The 22,655-nt window shown below is 67.4% G+C and carries 20 protein-coding genes and 2 pseudogenes; 11 read left to right on the forward strand and 11 right to left on the reverse strand.

The window, feature by feature from the left end:
• Position 1 precedes the first annotated feature (1 nt).
• From kstR2 to ipdE1, 3 genes are read right to left on the reverse strand one after another with little or no spacing between them, the layout of a single operon-like run.
• The gene (gene kstR2, locus LI94_RS05900) at positions 2-580 is read right to left on the reverse strand and encodes a TetR family transcriptional regulator KstR2 (protein ID WP_024442413.1); all 579 of its coding nucleotides are present in this window, start codon (positions 578-580) and stop codon (positions 2-4) included.
• Between the two features lie 4 nt (positions 581-584).
• A complete protein-coding gene (gene ipdF / locus LI94_RS05905) occupies positions 585-1,385 on the reverse strand; it encodes a (5R,7aS)-5-hydroxy-7a-methyl-1-oxo-2,3,5,6,7,7a-hexahydro-1H-indene-carboxyl-CoA reductase (protein ID WP_125078389.1) in 801 nt (266 codons plus the stop codon).
• Positions 1,382-2,530 (reverse strand): acyl-CoA dehydrogenase IpdE1, encoded by a 1,149-nt coding sequence (gene ipdE1 / locus LI94_RS05910; protein ID WP_024442411.1) that lies wholly within the window; start codon positions 2,528-2,530, stop codon positions 1,382-1,384. The genes ipdF and ipdE1 overlap by 4 nt, the downstream gene beginning before the upstream one ends.
• A gap of 106 nt (positions 2,531-2,636) precedes the next feature.
• Here ipdE1 and fadD3 point away from each other — a divergent pair, with 106 nt between their 5' ends.
• The 9 genes from fadD3 to LI94_RS05955 are packed head-to-tail and all read left to right on the forward strand — an operon-like array spanning position 2,637 to position 12,308.
• Positions 2,637-4,181, forward strand: coding sequence for a 3-((3aS,4S,7aS)-7a-methyl-1,5-dioxo-octahydro-1H-inden-4-yl)propanoate--CoA ligase FadD3 (fadD3, locus tag LI94_RS05915; protein ID WP_046300595.1), 1,545 nt, complete (start codon positions 2,637-2,639; stop codon positions 4,179-4,181).
• Positions 4,181-5,314 carry an acyl-CoA dehydrogenase family protein gene (locus tag LI94_RS05920; protein ID WP_024442409.1) on the forward strand — a complete coding sequence of 378 codons (1,134 nt, stop codon included), beginning with the start codon at positions 4,181-4,183 and terminating at the stop codon, positions 5,312-5,314. The genes fadD3 and LI94_RS05920 overlap by 1 nt, the downstream gene beginning before the upstream one ends.
• Positions 5,311-6,276, forward strand: coding sequence for an acyl-CoA dehydrogenase (locus LI94_RS05925; RefSeq protein ID WP_046300596.1), 966 nt, complete (start codon positions 5,311-5,313; stop codon positions 6,274-6,276). Before LI94_RS05920 ends, LI94_RS05925 begins: the two co-directional genes overlap by 4 nt.
• Positions 6,277-7,224, forward strand: a complete 948-nt coding sequence (locus LI94_RS05930) for an acyl-CoA dehydrogenase family protein (protein WP_046300597.1) — start codon at positions 6,277-6,279, stop codon at positions 7,222-7,224. It abuts the gene before it with no gap.
• Between the two features lie 19 nt (positions 7,225-7,243).
• Positions 7,244-8,230 carry a linear amide C-N hydrolase gene (locus LI94_RS05935; protein ID WP_024442406.1) on the forward strand — a complete coding sequence of 329 codons (987 nt, stop codon included), beginning with the start codon at positions 7,244-7,246 and terminating at the stop codon, positions 8,228-8,230.
• Between the two features lie 20 nt (positions 8,231-8,250).
• The gene (locus LI94_RS05940; protein ID WP_239651159.1) at positions 8,251-9,417 is read left to right on the forward strand and encodes a lipase family protein; all 1,167 of its coding nucleotides are present in this window, start codon (positions 8,251-8,253) and stop codon (positions 9,415-9,417) included.
• Entirely contained in the window at positions 9,414-10,580 is a 1,167-nt protein-coding gene (locus tag LI94_RS05945) for a pyridoxal phosphate-dependent aminotransferase (RefSeq protein WP_024442404.1), read from the forward strand. The genes LI94_RS05940 and LI94_RS05945 overlap by 4 nt, the downstream gene beginning before the upstream one ends.
• Positions 10,581-10,625: 45 nt before the next feature.
• Positions 10,626-11,024: a heme-binding protein gene (locus LI94_RS05950; RefSeq protein WP_024442403.1), complete on the forward strand. Its 399-nt coding sequence runs from the start codon at positions 10,626-10,628 to the stop codon at positions 11,022-11,024.
• A gap of 9 nt (positions 11,025-11,033) precedes the next feature.
• A complete protein-coding gene (locus LI94_RS05955) occupies positions 11,034-12,308 on the forward strand; it encodes a hypothetical protein (RefSeq protein ID WP_046300598.1) in 1,275 nt (424 codons plus the stop codon).
• On the opposite strand, the gene LI94_RS05960 is transcribed toward LI94_RS05955, so the two are convergent.
• The 4 genes from LI94_RS05960 to hsaA all read right to left on the reverse strand — a co-directional run bounded on the left by LI94_RS05960 (position 12,303) and on the right by hsaA (position 15,582).
• Positions 12,303-12,773, reverse strand: coding sequence for a hypothetical protein (locus tag LI94_RS05960; RefSeq protein ID WP_125078392.1), 471 nt, complete (start codon positions 12,771-12,773; stop codon positions 12,303-12,305). The two genes, LI94_RS05955 and LI94_RS05960, sit on opposite strands and share 6 nt — an antisense overlap.
• 96 nt (positions 12,774-12,869) lie before the next feature.
• On the reverse strand, positions 12,870-13,421 hold the full coding sequence (gene hsaB, locus LI94_RS05965; protein WP_192830920.1) for a 3-hydroxy-9,10-secoandrosta-1,3,5(10)-triene-9,17-dione monooxygenase reductase subunit: 552 nt from the start codon (positions 13,419-13,421) through the stop codon (positions 12,870-12,872).
• Between the two features lie 20 nt (positions 13,422-13,441).
• Entirely contained in the window at positions 13,442-14,341 is a 900-nt protein-coding gene (gene hsaC, locus LI94_RS05970) for an iron-dependent extradiol dioxygenase HsaC (RefSeq protein WP_046300606.1), read from the reverse strand.
• Between the two features lie 50 nt (positions 14,342-14,391).
• Positions 14,392-15,582 carry a 3-hydroxy-9,10-secoandrosta-1,3,5(10)-triene-9,17-dione monooxygenase oxygenase subunit gene (gene hsaA, locus LI94_RS05975; RefSeq protein ID WP_024442398.1) on the reverse strand — a complete coding sequence of 397 codons (1,191 nt, stop codon included), beginning with the start codon at positions 15,580-15,582 and terminating at the stop codon, positions 14,392-14,394.
• 172 nt (positions 15,583-15,754) lie between these two features.
• Between hsaA and LI94_RS05980 the strand changes: the two genes are divergently transcribed.
• Positions 15,755-16,843, forward strand: a complete 1,089-nt coding sequence (locus tag LI94_RS05980; RefSeq protein WP_024442397.1) for a ferredoxin--NADP reductase — start codon at positions 15,755-15,757, stop codon at positions 16,841-16,843.
• Positions 16,844-16,866: 23 nt separating this feature from the next.
• Positions 16,867-17,424: a hypothetical protein gene (locus tag LI94_RS05985; RefSeq protein WP_024442396.1), complete on the forward strand. Its 558-nt coding sequence runs from the start codon at positions 16,867-16,869 to the stop codon at positions 17,422-17,424.
• Between the two features lie 11 nt (positions 17,425-17,435).
• On the opposite strand, the gene LI94_RS24380 is transcribed toward LI94_RS05985, so the two are convergent.
• The 4 genes and pseudogenes from LI94_RS24380 to LI94_RS05995 form a co-directional block, all read right to left on the reverse strand.
• Complete coding sequence (locus LI94_RS24380; RefSeq protein ID WP_343252049.1) at positions 17,436-20,072, reverse strand: molybdopterin dinucleotide binding domain-containing protein; 2,637 nt, start codon at positions 20,070-20,072, stop codon at positions 17,436-17,438.
• A gap of 15 nt (positions 20,073-20,087) precedes the next feature.
• Positions 20,088-21,344: pseudogene (locus LI94_RS24385) on the reverse strand (molybdopterin-dependent oxidoreductase); the annotation flags it as partial.
• Positions 21,345-21,392: 48 nt separating this feature from the next.
• Positions 21,393-21,578, reverse strand: a pseudogene (locus LI94_RS24390) (hypothetical protein); the annotation flags it as partial.
• Positions 21,579-21,794: 216 nt separating this feature from the next.
• The coding region (locus tag LI94_RS05995) for a DUF3459 domain-containing protein (RefSeq protein WP_046300607.1) at positions 21,795-22,655 on the reverse strand (861 nt) is incomplete at its 5' end.

The following is a 22,655-nucleotide window of genomic DNA, read 5'->3' on the forward strand; positions in this document are numbered from 1 at the left end:
ATCAACTTCCTTCTTTGGTGATTCCACCCAGCACGATGGCGAGGTATTGCCTGCCGACTTGTTCGGCCGTTAAAGGACCACCCGGTTGGTACCAGCGCACCGATACCCAAGTGGTGTCGCGGATGAAGCGGTACACCAGGTCAACGTCGAGGTCGGGCCGGAAACATCCCGCTTCGATGCCCTGCGCCAGCACGTCAAGCCACATCTTGCGTTGCTGCCGGTTGCGTTCGTCGACGTAGGAGAACCGCTCGTGAGCCGACAGCCGCTTGGCCTCGTCCTGGTAGATGACGACTTGGGCGTGCCGATGCTCGATCGCGTCGAACGAGGCCAGGAACAGTCCCTTGAGGCGCTCCAGCGGATCGGTTTCGTGATCGACGATCTGCTGATAACGATCGAACAGCCAGTCCAGAAAGTCGCGCAGCACCTCGTCGACCATCTCCTCCTTGGAGGAGAAGTGGTGATACAGACTGCCGGACAAGATCCCGGCGGCGTCGGCGATGTCGCGCACGGTCGTGGCACGCAGGCCACGCTCGGCGATCATGGCCGCCGCCAGGTTCAGGAGTTCGTCACGGCGCGTCATGGCATCAGGCGCGCTGGCTGGAAACCGAGATGATCTCGCCGGTCAGGTAACTGGAATAGTCACTGGCCAGGAACGCGATGGTGGTGGCGATCTCCCACGGCTCAGCGGCCCGGCCGAAGGCCTCGCCGTCGGCGAGGCGGTCCAGCAACTCCGCCGAGCTGGTCTTCTCCAGGAACTTGTGCCGCGCGATGGACGGCGAGACGGCGTTGATCCGGACCCCGTATTCGACGGCCTCGATCGCGCTGCACCGGGTCAGCGCCATCACGCCGGCCTTAGCCGCGGCGTAGTGCGACTGCGAATGCTGTGCGCGCCAACCCAACACGCTGGCATTGTTGACGATCACCCCGCCGTGCTCGACGCCGCGGAAGTAGCGCAGCGCCGCCCGGGTCGCTCGCATCACCGAGGTGAGTGTCACGTTGAGCACGCGGTCCCACTCGTCGTCGGTCATGTCGATCACCGGGGTCTGCCCGCCGAGTCCGGCATTGTTGACCAGCACGTCGAGTCGGCCCATCTTCGCCACGGCCTCGTCGAACAGCGCGTCCACCGCAGCGGTGGACGTGACGTCACAGACCACCGCCTCCACCCGGCCCAGCCCGAGGCCGGCCAGTTCGTCGCGGGTCTCGCCGAGCCGGCGCTCGTGGTAGTCGGAGACCACCACGTCAGCGCCTTCGAGCAGTGCTCGTCGCGCGGTGGTGGAACCGATCCCGGTGCCGGCGGCCGCGGTCACCAGCACCGTCTTGCCCGCCAACAGGCCGTGTCCGGCGATCTCTTCCGGCGCCTTGGACAGATCCGAAATCGAGCTCATCCCTTTGCCTCTCGGGGTAGGCCGAGAACCCGCTCGGCGATGATGTTGCGCTGAATCTCGTTCGAACCGCCGTAGATGGTGTCGCTGCGGGTGAACAGGTAGAGCCGCTGCCATTCGTCGAACTCGCCGTCGCGCAGCACCATCGAGTCGCGACCGATCACATCCATGGCGAGCTCGCCGAGATCGCGGTGCCAGTTGGCCCACAACAACTTCGAGACGTTGTCTTGGCCCGGCTGCTCCACGTCCATGGTGGCCATCGCGTAGGACCGCATCGACCGCAGGCCGACCCAGGACCGGGTCAACCGCTCGCGGATCAGCGGGTCTTCGGCGGCACCGTTGCGCTGTGCGAGTTCGGCGAGCGCGGACAGTTCCCGGGCGTAACGGATCTGCTGCCCCAGTGTCGACACGCCACGCTCAAAGGTGAGCGTGCCCATCGCGACCTTCCAGCCGTCGCCGGGCTCCCCGACCACCAGATCGGCGTCGGTGCGCGCGTCGTCGAAGAACACCTCGTTGAACTCCGAGGTGCCGGTCAGCTGCACGATCGGCCGGATCTCGACGCCGGGCTGGTCCAGCGGCACCAGCAGGTAGGACAGTCCGTTGTGCCGCTTGGAGCCCTTCTCGGTGCGGGCCACCACGAAGCACCACTGCGACAGGTGCGCCAGTGACGTCCAGACCTTTTGGCCGTTGATGACCCACGCGTCGCCGTCCAGTACCGCGGTGGTGGCCACGTTGGCCAGGTCGCTGCCGGCTCCCGGCTCGGAGTAGCCCTGGCACCACAGCTCGGTGACGTTGCGGATTCCGGGCAGGAAGCGCTGCTGCTGCTCGGGTGTGCCGAAGGCGATCAGGGTGGGCCCCAGCAGCTCTTCGCCCAGGTGGTTGACCTTGTCGGGCGCGTCAGCGCGGGCGTACTCCTCGTAGAACGCCACCCGGTGAGCCACCGACAGGCCGCGCCCGCCGTGTTCGGTCGGCCAGCCCAGGCAGGTCAGTCCGGCGTCGGCCAGATGGCGGTTCCACGCCATCCGCTCCTCGAACGCCTCATGTTCGCGCCCGGGGCCGCCGAGGCCCTTGAGCTCGGCGAACTCCCCGACCAGGTTGTCGGCCAGCCATGCACGGACCTCAGCCCGGAACTCCTCGACTGCTTGCACCCTTGTAGGCTAACCTACCAAGCACTTGCTCGGCTACGAGCCGTCGAGCCCAGGGAGCCCGCGCTGACGGCGATGCAGAGTTCAGCGACGGGGAGGAGCAGCGCCTATGAGTAGCCAACCGCAGACCACACCTGCGGCCCTGGACCACATCGCGCATACGCTGCCCGACCATGACGCGCTGGTCACCGAGGACAAGTGCTTCACCTACGCCACCCTGCGCGAGGAGGTGCGGCGAGCCGCCGCGGCTCTGATCGCCCTCGGCGTGCAGCCCGGCGACCGGGTTGCGCTGTGGTCGCCGAACACCTGGCACTGGGTGATCACCTGCTTGGGAACCCACTACGCCGGCGGCGTGCTGGTGCCACTGAACACGCGCTACACCGCCGCGGAGGCCACCGACATCCTGGCCCGCAGCAAGGCCAAGGTGCTGGTGGGCATGGGCCGATTCCTCAAGACCGACCGGCTCACCGAACTGGACCGCGACCAGCTGCCCGACCTGCAGCATGTCGTCCGGGTGCCGATAGAGGCCACGGACGGAACCTGGGACGAGTTCATCGCCGCCGGCGCCGCGGTGCCGGCCGCCGAGGTCGATGCGCGCGCCGCCGCCGTTGGCCCCGATGATCTGTCCGACATCCTGTTCACCTCCGGGACCACCGGCCGCAGCAAGGGCGTGCTCTGCGCGCACCGGCAGTCGCTGGCCGGCCCGGCGGCCTGGGCCCAGTGCGGTCAGATGACCGCGCAGGACCGCTACCTGTGCATCAATCCGTTCTTTCACAACTTCGGCTACAAGGCCGGCATCCTGGCCTGCCTGCAGACCGGGGCCACCCTGATCCCGCAGCTCACCTTCGACCCGGCAGGCGCGCTGCGAGCCATCGAATCCCACCGGATCACCGTGCTGCCCGGGCCGCCCACCATCTACCAGACCCTGCTGGATCACCCCGAGCGTGACCAACACGACCTGAGCTCGCTGCGGTTCGCGGTCACCGGCGCCGCCACCGTCCCGGTGGTGCTGATCGAACGGATGCAGACCGAACTGGACATCGACATCGTGCTCACCGCTTACGGACTGACCGAGTCCGGCGGGTTCGGCACCATGTGCCGCGCCGATGACGACGCCGTCACCGTCGCCACCACGTGCGGGCGTCCGATCGGCGATTTCGAGCTGCGACTGGAAAGCACTGGCGGAGATTCGGATTCCGGCGAGGTGCTCCTTCGCAGCGCCAACATCATGCTCGGCTACCTCGATGACCCGGAGGCCACCGCCGCAGCGATCGACGCGGAGGGCTGGCTGCACACCGGCGACATCGGAACCGTGGACGCCGCCGGGAACCTGCGGATCACCGACCGGCTCAAGGACATGTACATCTGCGGCGGCTTCAACGTCTATCCGGCCGAGATCGAGCAGGCCCTGGCCCGCCTCGACGGCGTGGCCGACGTGGCGGTGATCGGTGTTCCCGATGAGCGGATGGGCGAAGTGGGCCGCGCCTTCGTCGTGCGCCGGCCCGGATCAACGCTCGACGAGGCAGCGGTGATCGCTTATGCCCGCGAGCATTTGGCGAATTTCAAGGCACCGCGATCGGTGACCTTCACCGACTCCCTACCGCGCAATCCCGGCGGCAAGGTGGTCAAGCATGAATTGAGAGAGTGGGCCTGATGGACCTGAATTTCGATGACGAGACCGAGGCCTTCCGCGCCGAGGTCCGCGACTTCCTGGCCGCGAACACCGACAAGTTCCCGCGCCTGTCCTACGACACCGCCGAGGGTTTCGAACAGCACCGCCGCTGGGACAAGGTGCTTTTCGACGCCGGCCTGTCGGTGATCGCCTGGCCGAAGAAGTACGGCGGGCGCGACGCCACCATGCTGCAGTGGGTGGTGTACGAAGAGGAGTACTTCCGCGCCGGTGCGCCCGGCCGCGCCAGCGCCAACGGCACCTCGATGCTGGCGCCGACGCTGTTCGCGCACGGCACGCAAGAACAGCTGGACCGCGTCCTCCCGAAGATGGCCTCCGGCGAAGAGATCTGGGCGCAGGCATGGTCGGAGCCGGAGTCCGGCAGTGACCTGGCGTCGTTGCGCTCGACGGCGACCAAGGTCGACGGCGGCTGGAAGCTCAACGGGCAGAAGATCTGGAGCTCGCGGGCCCCGTTCGGCGAGCGCGGCTTCGGACTGTTCCGCTCCGACCCGGAGGCCCAGCGCCACCACGGCCTGACCTACTTCATGTTCGACCTGAAGGCCGACGGGATCACCGTTCGTGCCATCGAACAGCTCGGCGGCGAGACCGGCTTCGGCGAGATCTTTCTCGACGACGTCTTCGTGCCGGACAACGACGTCATCGGTGTGCCGAACGAAGGCTGGCGGGCCGCGATGAGCACGTCGAGCAACGAGCGCGGCATGAGCCTGCGCAGCCCGGCCCGGTTCGTGGTGGGCGCCGAGAGGTTGGCGGCCATGTGGCGCCAGCACGGCAGCGACCCGGTGTTCACCGACCGCGTCGCCGACGCCTGGATCAAGGCGCAGGCCTACCGGTTACAGACGTTCGGCACCGTCACCCGGCTGGCCGCCGGCGGTGAGCTGGGCGCGGAGTCCTCGGTGACGAAGGTGTTCTGGTCCGACCTGGACGTTGCCCTGCACCAGACCGGCCTGGACATCCGGGGCGCCGACGGCGAACTCGCCGACGCCTGGACCCACGGTTACCTGTTCTCGCTCGGCGGACCGATCTACGCCGGCACCAACGAGATTCAGCGCAACATCATCGCCGAGCGGCTGCTGGGCCTGCCCCGGGAGAAGAAATGAAATTCGATCTAGATCAAGATCAGCGCGACTTCGCGGCCAGCATCGACGCCGCGCTGGGCGCCGCCGACGTGCCCGGTGCGGTGCGGGCCTGGTCGCAAGGTGAGGCCGAGCCCGGCCGTCGGGTGTGGAACCAACTGACCGAGCTCGGCGTGACCGCGCTGGCGGTGCCCGAAGAGTTCGACGGTATCGGCGCCGACCCCGTCGATACGGTGCTGGCCATCGAGGCGCTGGGCCGCTGGTGCGTCCCCGGACCGGTGGTGGAATCCATTGCGGTCGCGCCGATCCTGCTGGCCGGTTCACCCGATGCCGGTGCGCAGCTGGCCGGACTGGCTGCCGGGGAGCTGATCGCCACCGTGGCACTGCCGCCGCACACCCCACGCGCAGTCGACGCCGACCGCGCCGATCTGGTCCTGCTGGCCCAGAACGGGACAGCATCGATCGCACAGGTCGGCACCCGTCACGCCTCGGTGGACTCCAGCCGCGGCGTGTTCGACGTGAACGCGACCGGCGACTCCTGGAACACCGACACCGCCCGCGCCTACGAGATGGGCGCCCTGGCCACTGCCGCGCAGCTGGTCGGGGCCGGGCAGGCGATGCTGAACATCGCCGTCGACTACGCCAAACAGCGCACCCAGTTCGGGCGGGTGATCGGCGGCTACCAGGCCATCAAGCACAAGCTGGCCGACGTGCACATCGCGCTCGAGCTGGCCCGCCCGTTGGTGTACGGGGCGGCGATCTCGGTGTCGCAGGACTCCCCCGACACCGCCCGCGACGTCAGCGCCGCGAAGGTGGCCGCGTCCGACGCCGCCCTGCTGGCTGCGCATTCGGCGCTGCAGACCCACGGCGCGATCGGCTTCACCAGCGAGTGCGACCTGTCACTGTGGTTGCTGCGGGTGCAGGCGCTGCGTCCCGCGTGGGGTGACCCGACCGCCCACCGTCGGCGAGTGTTGGAGGCGATTTAAGTGACCCGTAACGACGAACGCGACCTGCTGCGCCAGACCGTGGCCGCATTGGTCGACAAGCACGCCACCGGAGAAGCAGTACGGGTGGCGATGGAATCCGACCGCGGCTACGACCAGACCCTGTGGCAACTGTTGTGCGAGCAGGTCGGCGCCGCTGCCCTGGTGGTGCCCGAGGAGCTCGGCGGTGCCGGGGGCGAACTGGGCGACGCCGCAGTGGTTCTCGAGGAGCTGGGCAAGGCACTCGTGCCCACCCCGCTGCTGGGCACCATCTTGGCCGAGCTGGCGCTGCTGGCCTCGCCCGAGCCCGACGCCGAGGCGTTGGAACAGTTGGCAGCAGGCGGCGCGATCGGAGCGGTCGTCTTCGGCGACGGCTACGCCGCCAACGGTGATATCGCCGACGTCGTTGTCGGCACCGACGGCAGCCAGCTCACCCGCTGGACGGAATTCAGCACCGAGCCGGTTGCCACCATGGACCCCACTCGGCGTCTTGGCCGCATCGTCCCCACCGCCACCGCGCCGATCGGGGAGGACCCCGGCATCGCGGACTATGCGGCGATCCTGCTGGCGGCCGAGCAGATCGGCGCGGCGGCTCGCTGCCTGGAGTTGACCGTGGAGTACACCAAGAGCCGGGTACAGTTCGGCCGGCCGATCGGCAGTTTCCAGGCGCTCAAACACCGGATGGCCGACCTGTACGTGGCCGTGTCGGCCGCGCGCGCCGTTGTCGACGACGCGATCGCCGAGCCGTCGGCGACCTCTGCGGCGCTGGCACGGGTGGTCGCCAGCGAGGCATTCACCAAGGTGGCCGGCGAAGCGGTGCAGCTGCACGGCGGTATCGCAATCACCTGGGAAAGCGACATCCAGCTGTACTTCAAACGCGCACACGGAAGTTCGCAACTCTTTGGCCAGCCGGCACACCATCTTCGCCGGTTGCAGGCCGAGGTGGTCTGAAGGCCCGTACGGTAGCGGCATGTGTACTCGCCTGGTTTACCTCGGCCCGAACGGCAACATCATCACCGGTCGATCGATGGACTGGAAGCTGGATTTGGCGACCGATCTGTGGTCGATGCCGCGTGGTGTGAAGCGCGACGGCCGGGCCGGGGCCAATTCCATCGAATGGACCGCAAAGTACGGCAGCGTGGTGGCTACCGGCTACAACATCTGCACCACCGACGGACTGAACGAAGCCGGTCTGTCGGCGAACCTGCTCTGGCTGGCCGAATCGGTGTACCCGCAATACGACGGCAGCCGCCCCGGGCTGTGCATCTCCATCTGGGCCCAGTATGTCCTGGACAACTTCGCCACCGTGGCCGAAGCCGTCGCCGCGCTGAAGGCCGAAGCGTTCCAGGTGGTGACCGACGGCGTGCCCGGTGAGGACCGCCTGGCCACGCTGCACCTGTCCCTGTCCGACGCGACAGGCGACAGTGCGATCGTGGAATACGTTGACGGCAAGCAGGTCATCCACCACGGGCGCCAGTATCAGGTGATGACGAACTCGCCGATCTTCGAACAACAACTTGCGGTGAACTCCTACTGGGAGCAGCTGGGCGGCACGGTCATGTTGCCGGGCACCAACCGGGCCGCGGATCGCTTCGCGCGGGCTTCGTTCTACGTCAACGCGATACCGAAATCCGAGGACCTCAAGATCGCGCTCGCGTCGGTACTCAGTGTTGTGCGCAATGTTTCGGTGCCGTTCGGCATCTCCACGCCGAACGAGCCCAACATCTCCTCCACCCGGTGGCGCACCGTCGCACACCACACCCGCAAGCTGTATTGCTTCGAATCAGCGCTGACCCCCAACGTGTTCTGGGTGGACCTGAACAAACTGGACTTCGACGAAGGCGCCCCAGTACGCAAGCTCGCCCTCGGCTCCGACGACAGCAATGTCTTCGCCGGCGAGACATCGGCGAGTTTCGAAGCGGCCGAGGCGTTCACCTTTCTCGGATTGAACAAGTGAGGTCGCCGCGCCGCAATGCGCTGTTGGCCGCCGGACTGGCCGCCCTGGTGTTGGCCGCACCCGCGGCCGCTGAGCCGGCGCCGCAGTGGTCGGGCCTTGACGCGCGCAGCTATGCCGGCCCCATTCCCCCCGAAGGGGGTCTGATCACCACGGTGCCACTGGACCCGGCCCTGTCGGTGACCGGCGCCGCCAAGGCATTCCGGATCCTGTACGCCACGACAGATCAACACGACCGGCCCGCAGTGAGCACGGCGGCGGTCTTCGTTCCGCACGGGGCGCCCCCGGCGGGCGGATGGCCGCTGATCGCATGGGCGCACGGCACCGTCGGGCTCGGCGACGACTGCACGCCGTCGGCGCGGCCACGTAGCGCCCGCGACAACGAATACCTGTCGCACTGGCTCGACCAGGGCTACGTGGTGGTCGGCACCGATTACGCCGGGCTCGGCACGCCAGGGCTGATGAGCTATCTCAACAGCGCCGCCGAAGCGCACTCGGTGATCGACTCCGTGCGAGCCGTGCACCAGATGGACCTGCCGCTGTCGCCCAAGTGGGCGATCGTGGGTCAGTCCCAGGGCGGCGGCGCGGCGATCAACAGCGCGTGGTGGGCCAGCCGCCTCACCGCCGGCAGCGGCCTGGACTATCGAGGCGTGGTGGCCACCGGCACACCGGCCAACATCGAACGGCTGGTCATGGAGGCCGGACCCGATCTGCCGCCGCGGTCGGTGCCTCCCGCCGCGATCAGTTACGCCTCGTACATCGTGGCCGCGCTGCGCGAAGCGCTTCCTGAGATTCCCGTCGACAGTGTGCTGACTCCTCGCGGGCGCGAGCTGGCAGATCGGGCCGAAACCGTCTGCAAGACCGACCTGGACCGACAGGCGGCCGGAACCCGGATCGATGAGCTGTTCAGCGCGCCGGTGGCGTCGCTGGACGGGATCGGCGCGGCGCTCGACGGCTTCATGGGCACCCCCACCGGCGGATACGATCGGCCGATCTTTTTGGGGCACGGCCTGCTCGACACCGACGTGCCACCCCGGTCCAGTCAAACGCTGTATCAGCAGCTGATCGACAACGGCCAGAATGTCGAGCTGCACATCTACCCCGACCACGACCATTCCGGCACGGTGCTCGCCGCTATGCCCGACGCCACCCGCTTCCTGCACCGCATCATGACGGAGGATGACTCATGACCGACCGGGTTGCGCTGCGCGCGGGCATTCCGCCGTTCCATGTGATGGACGTGTGGCTGGCCGCGGCCGAACGCCAACGCACCCATGGCGATCTGGTGAATCTGTCGGCCGGCCAGCCCAGTGTGGGCGCCCCCGAACCGGTGCGCGCCGCCGCCGCCGCGGCGCTGAACGCCAATGCGCTGGGCTACACCGTCGCACTGGGCATCCCGGAGCTGCGCTCGGCCATCGCCGGCTCGTATGCCGACCGCTACGGGCTGAGCGTCGACCCCGACGACGTGGTCGTGACCACGGGTTCGTCCGGGGGCTTCCTGCTCGCATTTCTGGCCTGTTTCGACGCCGGCGATCGGGTGGCGATCGCCAGCCCGGGCTATCCCTGCTATCGCAACATCCTGACCGCGCTGGGCTGTGAGGTGGTCGAGATCCCGTGCGGGCCCGAGACCCGCTTCCAGCCCACCGCCGCCATGCTCGCCGAGATTCCCGGACCGTTGGCAGGGGTCATCGTGGCCAGCCCCGCCAACCCGACCGGGACTGTGCTGGAACCGGCGGAGCTGGCCGCGATCGCCGCCTGGTGCGACACCGCCGGTGTGCGACTGATCAGCGACGAGGTCTACCACGGCCTGGTCTACCAGGGTGCACCGCAGACCAGCTGTGCTTGGGAGACTTCGCGGAACGCGGTGGTGGCCAACAGCTTCTCGAAGTACTTTGCGATGACCGGCTGGCGGCTGGGCTGGCTGCTGGTGCCGCCGGCACTGCGCCGTGCGGTGGACTGCCTGACCGGCAACTTCACCATCTGCCCGCCGGTGCTGGCCCAATACGCGGCGGTCGCGGCGTTCACGCCGGAGGCGATCGCAGAATCCAACGGCCACCTGCGGCACTACGCCGCCAACCGGGAACTGCTGCTCGGCGGACTGCGGAGCATGGGCATCGACCGGTTGGCCCCCACCGACGGCGCGTTCTACGTCTATGCGGACCTCGCAGAGCACACCGACGACTCACTGGCGTTCTGCGCGCGCCTGCTGGCCGACACCGGTCTCGCGCTGACGCCGGGCGTCGACTTCGACACCGAACGCGGCAACACCTTCGTCCGGCTGTCGTTCGCCGGCCCGACCGCCGACATCGACGAAGCCCTGCGCCGACTCCGCGGGTGGCTGCCGCTCCGGTAGGTTTACCTTCCAAGCTGGAAATACCTGATCGAAGGGACCACTGCTATGCGCATCTCCACGACTTCTGGCCTGGCGCTCGGCGCCGCAGCCGCCGGCATCCTCGGTGCGGTGGCCGCATCGGCACTGACCACCAGCACGCCCGCCGCCGACGCCGCGCCCGCCTCCTGCACCGCGGCCGGGCTGTCCAGTACCGCCAGCGGCGTGCTGGGCCAGGCGGGTGTGTTCCTCCACGACCACCCGGAGGCCAATGACGTGCTGACCAACGCGGCCACCATGCCCGCGGACCAGGCCAAGTCCTCGGTTCAGGGCTACTTCATCGGCCACCTCGACCAGCTGTCGACCCTGCAGGGCATCGCCCAGCCGCTCACCGACCTGAAGAACCAGTGCGGGATCGCGGTCTCGCCGACCCAGCTGGCCATGCTGCTGGAGACCGTCAGCAAGTAGGCCTGGGCCATGGCCCTGGCGATCACTGAACAGGAACGGGCCGCGCTGGCGCAGGCGGCCGGTTTCGGGCTGTTCGCCGCCATCACCGGACGCCGGTCGCGACGGTTCCCCGTGGGCGGCGCCATTCCAGCCGGTGCGCTGGCCTACACCAGCCGCCGTCCGGTGCAGCCGCTGTCCGAGGTCGAGCGAGCCCTGCTGTTGTCGCTGATGGCCGGCACCACCGGCTGGCATGACGGGATCGCGCACCATCCCGGGTACGCCCCGGCGCTGCCGAACTATCCCGGCAGCGCCACCGGGCGCGCCATGCCGTCGGCGGCCGGCTTTCACACCAGCCAGCTGTTCTTCACCGACGACACCGGCTGCTATCTGCTGCCCACCCGCGATCAAGAACCACGCGAGTTCGACAGCATCGAAGAGTGGATCGGCCATACCGCCGATTCCTATGTCCGGATTTCGGAGTCCCGGCTGGAACTACCCCGTGAAGAGCCCTACATGGAGGGCCACAACACCTGGATCGGCAACCACCCGGGCAGTCTGTTGGCCTTCAATGTGGCTGACCTGGCCGAACATCTGCTGGAGAACCTGTGGTTCTTCGCGGCCAACGGCTATCCGATCCGCGACGACGTCCATGGTCGCGAAATACCCGGCATACAGTCGTTTTCCGGTTTGGCGCATGCCGACGACCCGATACCGCTGTCGTTCGTGGAGCAGTACACCCTGACCGAGGCCAGTGCGGAGTTGTCCATCGCGGCCCATAACGGAGCGCTGGGCTTGCAGGCAATGGGCTTGGGCGGCTGGATCTTCGACGGTCTGGACCGGTTGTCGGTGCTGGGCGGCTCCGGTGACCCGCGTGCCCCCGGACTGGGTTTTGTCGCCGACACCGATCCGCGCTGGCCGTTCCCGAATGTCACCGGGTTACCCGGTCACTTCGAGACGCTGAGCCCGCCGCATGTCGCCTCGGTCGCGCAGGGTGTGCAAAAGCTGGTGGCCCGCAAATTCGGGCCCGGCGGTCCGTCGCACCCCGACACCCCGGGTCCGTGGTCAGACAGCCGGGCCGTGCGCGGATCGGCACTGGCGCCGGACCGCATCGCCGAACTGGTCACCTGCGAGGCGTCCTACATCTACGACACGTTCGGGAAACTGCCGGGCACCGTCCCGACGGTGCATGTGCTGATGTATCTGCAGGCCCAGCATCTGGACACCGATTTCTACGACGAGATGTACTCACCCGGGGCGTATCTACGCACCCACGCCGAACATCAGCGATGCTGGCACGGCTTATGACCGCCGGCGAACTCCCCCGATGACGGTGTAGACCAGCCCCACCGCTAACAGGGCGAACTTGGCAAGCGCCGCGCCACGCGCACGCCGGGCGTTCACGTCGATGTCGGCGCCGTCGAGCACCTTGAGCAGCGCCACGCCCTCGATCGCGTCGCCGGCCACCGCACCGATCGGCAACAGCCGCAACATGATCGGATGCCCGTGGCGACTTCGGGCACGCTCGATGAGCAACAGCCCCAAGGTTCCGTAGGTCAGCATGTAACCGAAGTCGAGCCACAGAGACCAGCGCGCCCACCGACCGCCCTCGTCTCCCCAGACGGCCAAGATCTCCTGGACTCGTTCGGCATTGCCGGCCAGCTCAAAGCCGATGATGCCGGGGCCGCCCGTCTTTCGCATCCCGCGCTCCAGCACCAACATCACCGCGGCATAGGCGAGAGTCGCCACCGCCGCCCAGCCAAGTCGCTTCACCCGGTGCATGGTAGGCAACGGCCCGCCCCGCGCGGGCGAATCTCAGGGCGCGACACGCCGCGTCGGCGTCGCGGGATTCACACTCGAGGACGGAAATTACAGCCAGGTGTCGTCGGTGGTGGCGGTGAGGAACGCCTCCAGGTCGTCGCGCCAGTGCGCCGGAGTGGTCTTGTCCGGCTCGATGCCGGTGTAGTCGCCGCGATAGAACAGCAGCGGCCGCGGCTTCACCTCCGGGACATCTGACAGCGACTGCACCGCGCCGAACACCACGAAGTGGTCGCCGCCGTCGTGCACTGAGGCCACCGTGCAGTCGATGTGGGCCAGCGATCCGCCCAGGATCGGCGACCCCAGTGGGGACGGCTTCCAGTCCACGCCGGCGAACTTGTCCGGTTCACGGGAGCCGAAGCGGGCGCAGACGTCCTTCTGCTCCTCGGCCAGAATGTTGACGCAGAACTTTCCGCTGGATTCGATGGCCTGCCAGGACCGCGACTGCTTGGTGGGGCAGAACAGCACCAGCGGCGGGTCCAGCGACAGCGCGGCGAACGACTGGCAGGCGAAGCCGACCGGCGCGTCGCCATCCACGGTGGTGATGATCGTGATGCCGGTGCAGAACTGGCCGAGTACGTTGCGGAACGCACGCGGGTCGATCGCGAGGTCGTCAGTCACTGCTACTGCATACCCACAGTGAAGTCGTGTCCCCACAGGCTGACCGCGGTGCTCTCCCGGGCCACCCAGTCGTCGTCGTCGACCTCCAGGCCCTCGCAGCCGAATTCGATCTGAAAACCGCTGGGCGCCTTCATATAGAACGACAGCATCTTGTCGTTGACGTGCCGTCCCAGGGTGGCGGCCATCGGCACCTTGCGACGGTAGGCGCGGTCCAGTGCGAGCCCGACATCGTCGGCGCTCTCCACTTCGACCATCAGGTGCACGATTCCGGTCGGAGTCGGCATGGGCAGGAAGGCCAGGCTGTGGTGGCGCGGGTTGCAGCCGAAGAATCGCAGCCAGGCCGGGTCGCCGTCAGCGGGGCGGCCGACCATCTGCGGCGGCAGCCGCATCGAGTCCCGCAGCCGGAAGCCGAGCACATCGCGGTAGAAGTGCAGCGCCTCGGCGTCGTCCTTGGTCGACAGCACCACGTGGCCCAGGCCCTGCTCTTCGGTGACGAACCGGTGGCCGTAGGGGCTGACCACGCGGCGGTGCTGCAGCGCCACCCCGTGGAAGACCTCCAGGTGATTGCCCGACGGGTCGTCGAACGCGATCATCTCCTGGACGCTGCGCTCGGCAAGCTCCGCGGCGGTGGCTTCCTTGTAGGGCGTGCCCTCGGCGTCCAGGCGCTGCCGAATCTCCTGCAGCCCTGCGGCGTTGGCGCATTCCCAACCGGATACCAGCAACCGGTCGGAGTCCCCGGGCACGACCACCAGCCGGGCGGGGAACTCGTCCATCCGCAGGTACAGCGCACCCTCGGTGGCACCGGATCCCTCGACCATGCCGAGGACTTTCAGCCCGAAGTCCCGCCAGGCCGCCATGTCGGTGGCTTGGATTCGCAGGTAGCCCAGCGAACGGATAGTCATCGGTGATACCTCCAGCAAGCTCGTCTATGTCCCAGCCAGGTCCAGTTCGATCAGACCATGGTGTCGCCGGGCGGCAACCCGAACTCGTGGTTGCCGAAGATCATGTACGCGCGCTCCGGGTCGTTGGCGGCGTGCACCCGACCTGCATGCGCGTCACGCCAGAACCGCTGCACCGGTGCGTCGTTGGACAGCGCGGTGGCACCGGCCGCCTCGAAGAGCCGGTCGATGGAGGCGATGGCCCGGCCGGTGGCCCGGACCTGGTCACGTCGCGCCCGGGCCCGCAGCTCGAACGGGATCTCCTGACCGGCGGCCAGCAGCGCGTACTCGTCGCCGACGTTGCCGATCAGCTGACGCCAGCCGGCGTCGATGTCACTGGCGGCCTCGGCGATCCGGACCTTGGCGAACGGGTCGTCCTTGGCCTTCTCACCGGCGAACGCCGCGCGCACCCGCTTGCCCTGGTGCTCGACGTGCGCCTCGTAGGCGCCGTAGGCCATGCCCATGATCGGCGTCGAGATGGTGGTCGGGTGAATGGTCCCCCACGGCATCTTGTAGACCGGCGCGGTGTTGGTCTGGTAGCCGCCGGCGGTGCCGTCGTTCATCGCCCGGTAGGACAAGAAACGGTGCCGCGGCACGAAGGCGTCCTTGACCACGACGGTGTTGCTGCCGGTGCCGCGCAGGCCCACCACGTGCCAGACGTCGTCGATGCGGTAGTCGGAGATCGGGATCAGGAAGCTGCCGAAGTCGACCGGCTTGCCGTCCTTGATCACCGGACCGCCCAGGAACGCCCAGGTGGCATGGTCGCAGCCCGACGACCAGTTCCACGAACCGTTGACGATGTAGCCGTCGGCGGTCTCGGTGACGACCCCGGCGCCCATCGGGGCGTAGGACGAGGAGATCCGGACGTTTGTGTCCTCACCCCAGACGTCTTCCTGGGCCTGCTGGTCGAACAGCGCCAGGTGCCAGTTGTGCACGCCGATGATTCCGGCGACCCAGCCGGTGGAGCCGCACGCACTGGCCAGCCGGCGCACCGCCTCGTAGAAGAGGGTCGGGTCGCACTGCAGGCCGCCCCACTGCTCGGGCTGCAGCAGCCGGAAGAAACCGACGTCCTCAAGCGCCGCGACGTTGGCGTCGGGCAGCTTGCGCAGGTCTTCGGTCTCCTGGGCACGCTCACGCAACTGCGGCAGAAGGTCGTCGATGGCGGCCAACACCGACTGCGCGTCACGCTGTTGAATGGACGTCACTAGATTGCCTCCCAGAAGTGAACAGGTTCTTCCGGCCCGTTTTCCAACCAGCCTAGAGTGAGATTAGAACACGTTCCGATTTGTGTCGAGCGGGTGTTCCTGCAGCTGGTAGCAATACCGGACCACTTTTCTGTAACCTGTTCTAGTTATGACCGAAGATGAAGGGCGGCCCGTGACGGAGACCATTCCGGACGAACCACTCGGTGCTCACGTCCTGGAACTGCAGATCACCGAAGTCGTCACCGAGACCGACGACGCACGCTCGCTGGTGTTCGGCGTGCCCGACGGGCCGGACGACCCGGAGATCCCTGAGCAGCGGTTGAAGTACTCGCCGGGCCAGTTCCTGACGCTGCGGATCCCCAGCGACCAGACCGGCTCGGTGGCCCGCTGCTACTCGCTGTGCAGTTCGCCGTTCACCGATGACTCTCTGGCGGTCACCGTCAAGCGGACCGCCGACGGCTACGCGTCGAACTGGCTGTGCGACAACGCGCACGCCGGCATGCGCATCCACGTGCTGGCACCGTCGGGCACCTTCGTGCCGAAATCCCTGGACAGCGACTTTCTTCTGCTGGCCGCCGGCAGCGGGATCACCCCGATGATGGCGATCTGCAAGTCGGCGCTGTCACAGGGCAGCGGCAAGGTGGTCCTGGTCTACGCCAACCGCGATGAGCGTTCGGTGATCTTCGGCGCCGCACTGCGCGAGCTGGTCGACAAGTACCCCGACCGGCTGACTGTCGTGCACTGGCTGGAGTCGGTCCAGGGCCTGCCGAGCCGCGCCGCGTTGGCGCAGCTGGCCGCCCCCTACACCGACCGCCAGGTCTTCATCTGCGGCCCCGGCCCGTTCATGCAGGCCGCCCGCGAAGCCCTGGATGCCTGCAAGGTGCCGGCCGAGCAGGTCCACCTCGAGGTGTTCAAGTCGCTGGACAGCGACCCCTTCGCCGCGGTCAAGATCGCCGACGCCCCGGAAGGCGAGCAGGCTGCCGCGCCGGCCAGCGTCGTCGTCGAGCTGGACGGCGAGAAGCACGAGCTGGAATGGCCGCGGCACGTCAAGCTGCTCGACCTGCTGCTCGACAAGGGACTCGATGCCCCATTCTCCTGCCGGGAGGGTCACTGCGGGGCCTGCGCCTGCGAGCTCAAAAAGGGCAAGGTCACCATGGAGATCAACGACGTACTGGAACCCCAGGACCTCGCCGAAGGGCTGATCCTGGCCTGCCAAGCCCACCCGGAGACCGATTCGGTGGAAGTGACCTACGACGAGTGATGTCCGGTCTAGGTTGGTGCGACATGAAGCGGTTGCTGATGATCCCGGCCGCGTTGACGTTGCTGGCGGCGCTGATCCCGGCCGCGACTGCGTCGGCGGCCAGTGACACCAAGACCACGTTGTTCCCGGTCAATGACGCCGATCAACTGCAGACTCACAGCTGGGTCGACTGCAGCGCTCCCCCGCTGTGCCGGTTCACCGTCGGGGTGCAGCTGCAGACGCCCGAGGGCATGACCGGGTTCCCGCCGGATCTGTGGGCCCGCCAGAGCACCGAGATCCGCTCGTCGAAGCGCACCGCCTATCTGGATGTACACACCGACGGCGGTGAGGGCTGGTTCAAAGACCGTGGCGGCCCGGGCACCAAGGTGTTCAAGGACGGCACCGGCGCGGTGATCCAGTCGATGTACTACGGCGAGGGCCCGCCGGAGAAATACCAGACCAACGGCAGCATCGACGTCCTGGAATACTCCACCGGGCGCCCCAAGACCGACGCCAACGTGATCGTCTGCACTCACGTGCAGGTGGTCTACGCCGGAGTGAACCTGACCACGCCGTCCACCTGCGCCCAGACCGTGTTCTGACCCCCAGGCACTCAGTACACGTCGCGCTGGTAGCGACCGGCGGATGACAGCGCCCGCACATGGGCTTTCGCGGCGTCTCGTGCGAGCAACCCATGTCGCGCGGCGATATCGCAGATCGCGCGGTCGACCTCCTTGGCCATCTGGCTGGCATCGCCACACACGTAGAGGTGTGCGCCGTCCTGCAACCACTCCCACACTTCGGCGCCGCGAGCGCGGAGCAAGTCTTGTACGTAGACCTTCTCGGGCTGATCGCGGGAGAAAGCCAGATCGAGTTCGGTGAGAAAACCGCTGGCGTGCATGTCCCTGAGCTCATCGCGATAGTAGAAATCGGTGGCGGCATTGCGTTCGCCGAAGAACAACCAGTTCCGGCCGCGATGCCCGAGCGCGCGGCGCTGCTGCAGGAAGCCGCGGAACGGTGCGACGCCGGTGCCCGGCCCGATCATGATCATCGGGGCGTCGGGGTCCGCCGGCGGCCGGAAATGGTTGGCGGGCTGTACGAATATGCCGATCTCGGCATCGTCGCTTCGGTCCGCCAGATATGTGGAGCACACGCCGCCGCGCGGCACGCCCCGGCACTCATAGCGCACCGCGCCTACCGTCACGTGCACCTCGCCGGGGTTGTCGACACATGCCGACGAAATCGAGTACATCCGCGGTGTCAGCGGTTTGAGGACGCCGAGCCAGTCGTCGACGGCGGCCCGAATCGGAGTTGCGGCCAGCACATCCACTGACTGGCGACCCCACATCCAATCCGCCAGCGCAGCCTTGTTCTCCGGCCGCAACAGGTCGGCGAGCTCGCGATCTTGGCTGTGCTGCGCCACGAACCGCAGCAAATCACCGGTGATACGGGCGATTTCGAATCGTTCGACCAGCGCCTGCCGCAACGGCATCGAACCGTGGCCGGCGACTTCGACGACGTGCGTGCCGTCGACGCCGGTCACCGTCAGCCATTCTTCTACCAGCGCGGTGCTGTTGCGTGGCCACACCCCGAGTGCATCACCGGCCTGATAGCTCAGCGTCTTTTCCGGGAGTGCGAACACCAGCTGCCGCACCTCCTTCGTCGAACCCGGGCCGCTGAGCACGGTGTTGCGCATCAGCCTGGTGAGCAGCGGGTTCTTCCTGCTGTACCGGCCCGGTGCCCTCAACGAGCGGGCAGCCACAGGCGTCGCACCCTGCGTCACAGCCGGAGTCGGCGCGGCGCTCAGCGCCCCGCGCAGCGTTCTGAACCATTCGTCCACGGCGTCGTCGTAATCCGGCTCGCAGTCGACACGGTCCAGGATTCGGGTGGCGCCGAGTTCGGCCAGCCGGGTGTCGAGTTTGCGTCCATAACCACAGAAGTCGTCGTAGTTGGAGTCACCCAGCGCCAACACGGCGTAGCGCGTGTCGGTGAGTTGTGGTGTCCCGTCACCGGACAGCTCTTCCCACAGGGCAGCGCCGTTGTCGGGCGGGTCACCGTCACCGGTGGTGCTGGAGACCACGATCAGCTGTCGGGTTGCCGACAGGCCGGTCACCGGGAAGTCGTTCATCGTGTGCAAGGCGACCGGCAGTCCGGCCTCGCCGAGGTGGGCCGCGCAGCGGGCGGCCACCTCTTCGGCGTTGCCGGTCTGCGAGGCCCACAGCACCACGATCGACTCTGGGCGCAACCCCTCGGCCGGCAGGCTCGCCGGCGTTGGGTGCCGGGAGTACAGCCCGGCCAGCAGGCCGTCGACCCACATGCGGGTGGCCGGCTCCAGCGGGGCATTGGCCGGCACCGTCGGCACACCGGTTGCGCTGCGCCCCGCCTCGGTCCGGAGCGCGGTCAGCAACCCACTCAGATAGATGCGCTCCATGGGAGCGAATGAGGGCACGGTGGTCACCGATTCCCCACTGAGCCCGAATAATTCGATGAGGGTGTCCACCCGGTCCAAGCTGACCTGGCCGGCCTGCGACGTAGGGGGTGCTTCCAGCTCGCGCGGCGATTCGACCACCACCTTGGCCAAGGTCACCGCACATGCCTTGTACTCAGGCTGTTGCGATGTCGGGTCAACGGCGTCATTGGTGACGGCGTTGATCGACAGGTACTCACCGAAGACGTCATTCCAGTGAAACGGCGCGAAGCAGTTCCCCGGACGCACCCGGTCGGTGACCACCGCCGGCAGCACGGCCCGGCCCCGGCGCGAGGCGATCTCCACCGGGTCGTCGTCGACGATGCCCAGCCGGACGGCGTCGTCGGGGTGGATCTCCACGAACGGGCCCGGATTGAGCTTGTTGAGCTTGGCGACCTTTCCGGTCTTGGTCATGGTGTGCCACTGATGCGGCAGCCGTCCGGTGTTGAGCAGGTACGGATAGTCGTCATCGGGCATCTCGGCGGGCAGCAGATGCGGGCGGGCGCAGAAGACCGCGCGGCCGGACTCGGTCGCGAAAGCCAACCGCGGCACGCTGCCGTCTTCGCGGACCAGCCGCGTCTGACTCGCCCCGTCGTTGAGATAGCGGATGGGGTGGCGATCTCGCGTACTCTCCGGCGGGCAGGGCCACTGAATCGGCGTCCGGCGCAATCGCTCGTAGCTGATGCCGCGTAGGTCGTAGCCGGTCTTGGGGTTGGCGAATAGTTTGATCTCTTCGAACACCTCCTCAGCGCTCGAGTAGTCGAACGCCTTGGCGTATCCCATCTCTGCCGCGATGCGGGCGATGATCTGCCAGTCCGGCAGCGATTGGCCGACCGGGTCGACCGCCTTTTGAAAGAGCGTGAGATTGCGCTCGGAGTTGACCATCACTCCGTCACACTCACTCCACAGCGCAGCCGGCAACAGCACGTCGGCGTAGGCGGCAGTCTCGTTGTCGGCGAAGGCATCCTGGGCGATCACCAGCTCGGCCCGTTCCAGCCCTTCCAGCACGGTCTTCCGATTCGCCACCGTCGCAACCGGGTTGGTGCAGATGATCCAGCACGCCTTGATCTGGCCGTCGGCCATCCGCGAGAACATGTCGATGGTGCCGGTGCCCAGCTCGGCGCGCAGCGAGCCGCGTGGGATATCCCAGATGTCCTCGACGAATTCTCGGTCGTCGGCCGAGACGACGCTGCGCTGGCCTGGCAGTCCTGGGCCCAGGTAGCCCATTTCTCGGCCACCCATCGCGTTGGGCTGACCGGTCAGGGAGAACGGTCCGCTGCCCGTCTTGCAGATCGCCCCGGTGGCCAGGTGCAGATTGCAGATGGCGTTGGTGTTCCAGGTTCCATGGGTGCTCTGGTTGAGTCCCATCGTCCAGCAACTCATCCAGTTGTCCGCCTCGCCGATCCATGCTGCGGCAGTGCGAATGTCAGCTTCGGAGAGTCCGGTGAGCTCAGCCACCGCCTCCGGCGTGAACTGCTCAAGGAAGCTGGGCATGACCTCCCAGCCCTGCGTGTGCTCGGCGATAAACTCGTCGTCGGTGTGTCCATTCGCGACGATCAGATGCAGCAGCCCATTGAGCAGCGCCAGATCGGTTCCGGGTGCGATCTGCAAGTACAGGTCGGCCTTCTCCGCGGTGGCACTGCGACGTGGATCGACGACGATCAGCTTGGCGCCGGCCTTGACGCGGTCCATCATCCGCAGGAACAGAATCGGGTGGCAGTCGGCCATATTCGCGCCGATCACGAGGAACACGTCGGCGTGATCGAAGTCCTGATAGGAGCCGGGCGGCCCGTCGGCGCCGAGTGACTGCTTGTAGCCGCTGCCGGCGCTGGCCATACACAGTCGCGAGTTGGACTCGATCTGGTTGGTGCCGATAAAGCCCTTGGCGAGCTTGTTCGCCAGGTACTGCGCCTCGGTGGACATCTGCCCGGAAACGTAGAGCGCTACGGCGTCGGGTCCGTGCTCGTCGATGATCGCCCGCAACCGGCCGGCGCAGTGGGTGATGGCGGTATCGATGTCAGTCGGTTCGACGGGCTCGTCGCGGCCGGGCCGCATGAACGCGGACGCCAGTCGGCCGGGCGCGGCGAGCAGATCCGCGGTGGTGGCACCCTTGGTGCACAGCCGGCCGGAGTTGGCCGGGTGGGATGGGTCACCGCTGGATTTGACTACTCGGCGGCGCCCGGTGACCGCGTCGGTCTCGACCTGCAGCACCAGGCCGCATCCGACCCCGCAGTAGGCACACAGCGTGGAGACGACCTCTGCATGCTGGGAGTCGTCTTGCGCGGGCATGGAAGGTCACCTCCTGCGGTTGCGAGCCTCGTCGTCACCCTGCCGCCCGCAGGTTTCAAGATCATTTCGTCACCATTACCACGCGTTGCGATATTCCTGCAGTATCGCCGGCCACCTTCGCTGACCAGGTCCGATCCGCCGAGCGAAGCACTACGTGACAGCGGCCACAATGCTGCGCAGGAACGAGTTGCGGGCCCTACAGCGTCGGTAGGGAGCTCATGGAGCCGGTCGCAGGACCGCGAACGAATGCCCGGGCAGTCGGGTGGTCTCAGGCCCGACCGCCGGTGATCCCCACGCCAGTACCAGCTCGCCGTGGACCGGCACGCTCACCGTGTCCTCGCTGAGATTGCACGCCACCAGGAGCGGACCGCGGTGCATGACGAGCCATCGCCGGCCCTCGTCGTAGTCGATCACCAGCTGGCTCAACCAAGGTCCGGCCGGACCGACTTCAGCGCGAAGTCCGATCAGCGACCTGTAGAGGCGCAACAGCCGCAGGTGGTGTTGCTCCTCGAGCTCGCGCCAGGCCAGCTTGGACCGCTGGTAGGTTTCGGGATCCTGCGGGTCGGGGATGTCGTCGGCATCCCAGCCGTGCTCGGCGAATTCGGCTTTGCGGCCCTCGGCGGTGGCGCGTGCCACCTGCGGGTCCTCATGTGCGGTGAAGAACTGAAAAGGGGTACGCGCGCCCCACTCCTCTCCCATGAAAAGCATTGCGGTGTAGGGCGACAGCAGTACCAGTGCAGCCTTTACCGCGAGTTGCCCGGCCGTCAGGTTCTGCGACGGACGGTCGCCGAGCGCTCGGTTGCCGACCTGATCGTGGGTGCACGTATAGGCCAACAGGCGGGTGGCCGGAATCTGCGAGATCGGCAGCGGACGCCCGTGCCGCCGGCGGCGAAACGAGGAGTACGTGGCCGCATGGAAAAAGCCGTTACGCAGGGTGGTCGCCAAAGTGGCCATGCTGCCGAAATCGGTGTAATAGCCTTGCCGCTCACCGGATACCGCGGTGTGGATGGCGTGGTGGATGTCGTCATCCCATTGCGCGGTGATCCCGTAGCCACCGTCCTGTCTCTTATACACATC

The sequence above is a fragment of the Mycobacterium sp. UM_Kg27 genome (assembly GCF_000972905.1).
Lineage (GTDB): Bacteria > Actinomycetota > Actinomycetes > Mycobacteriales > Mycobacteriaceae > Mycobacterium.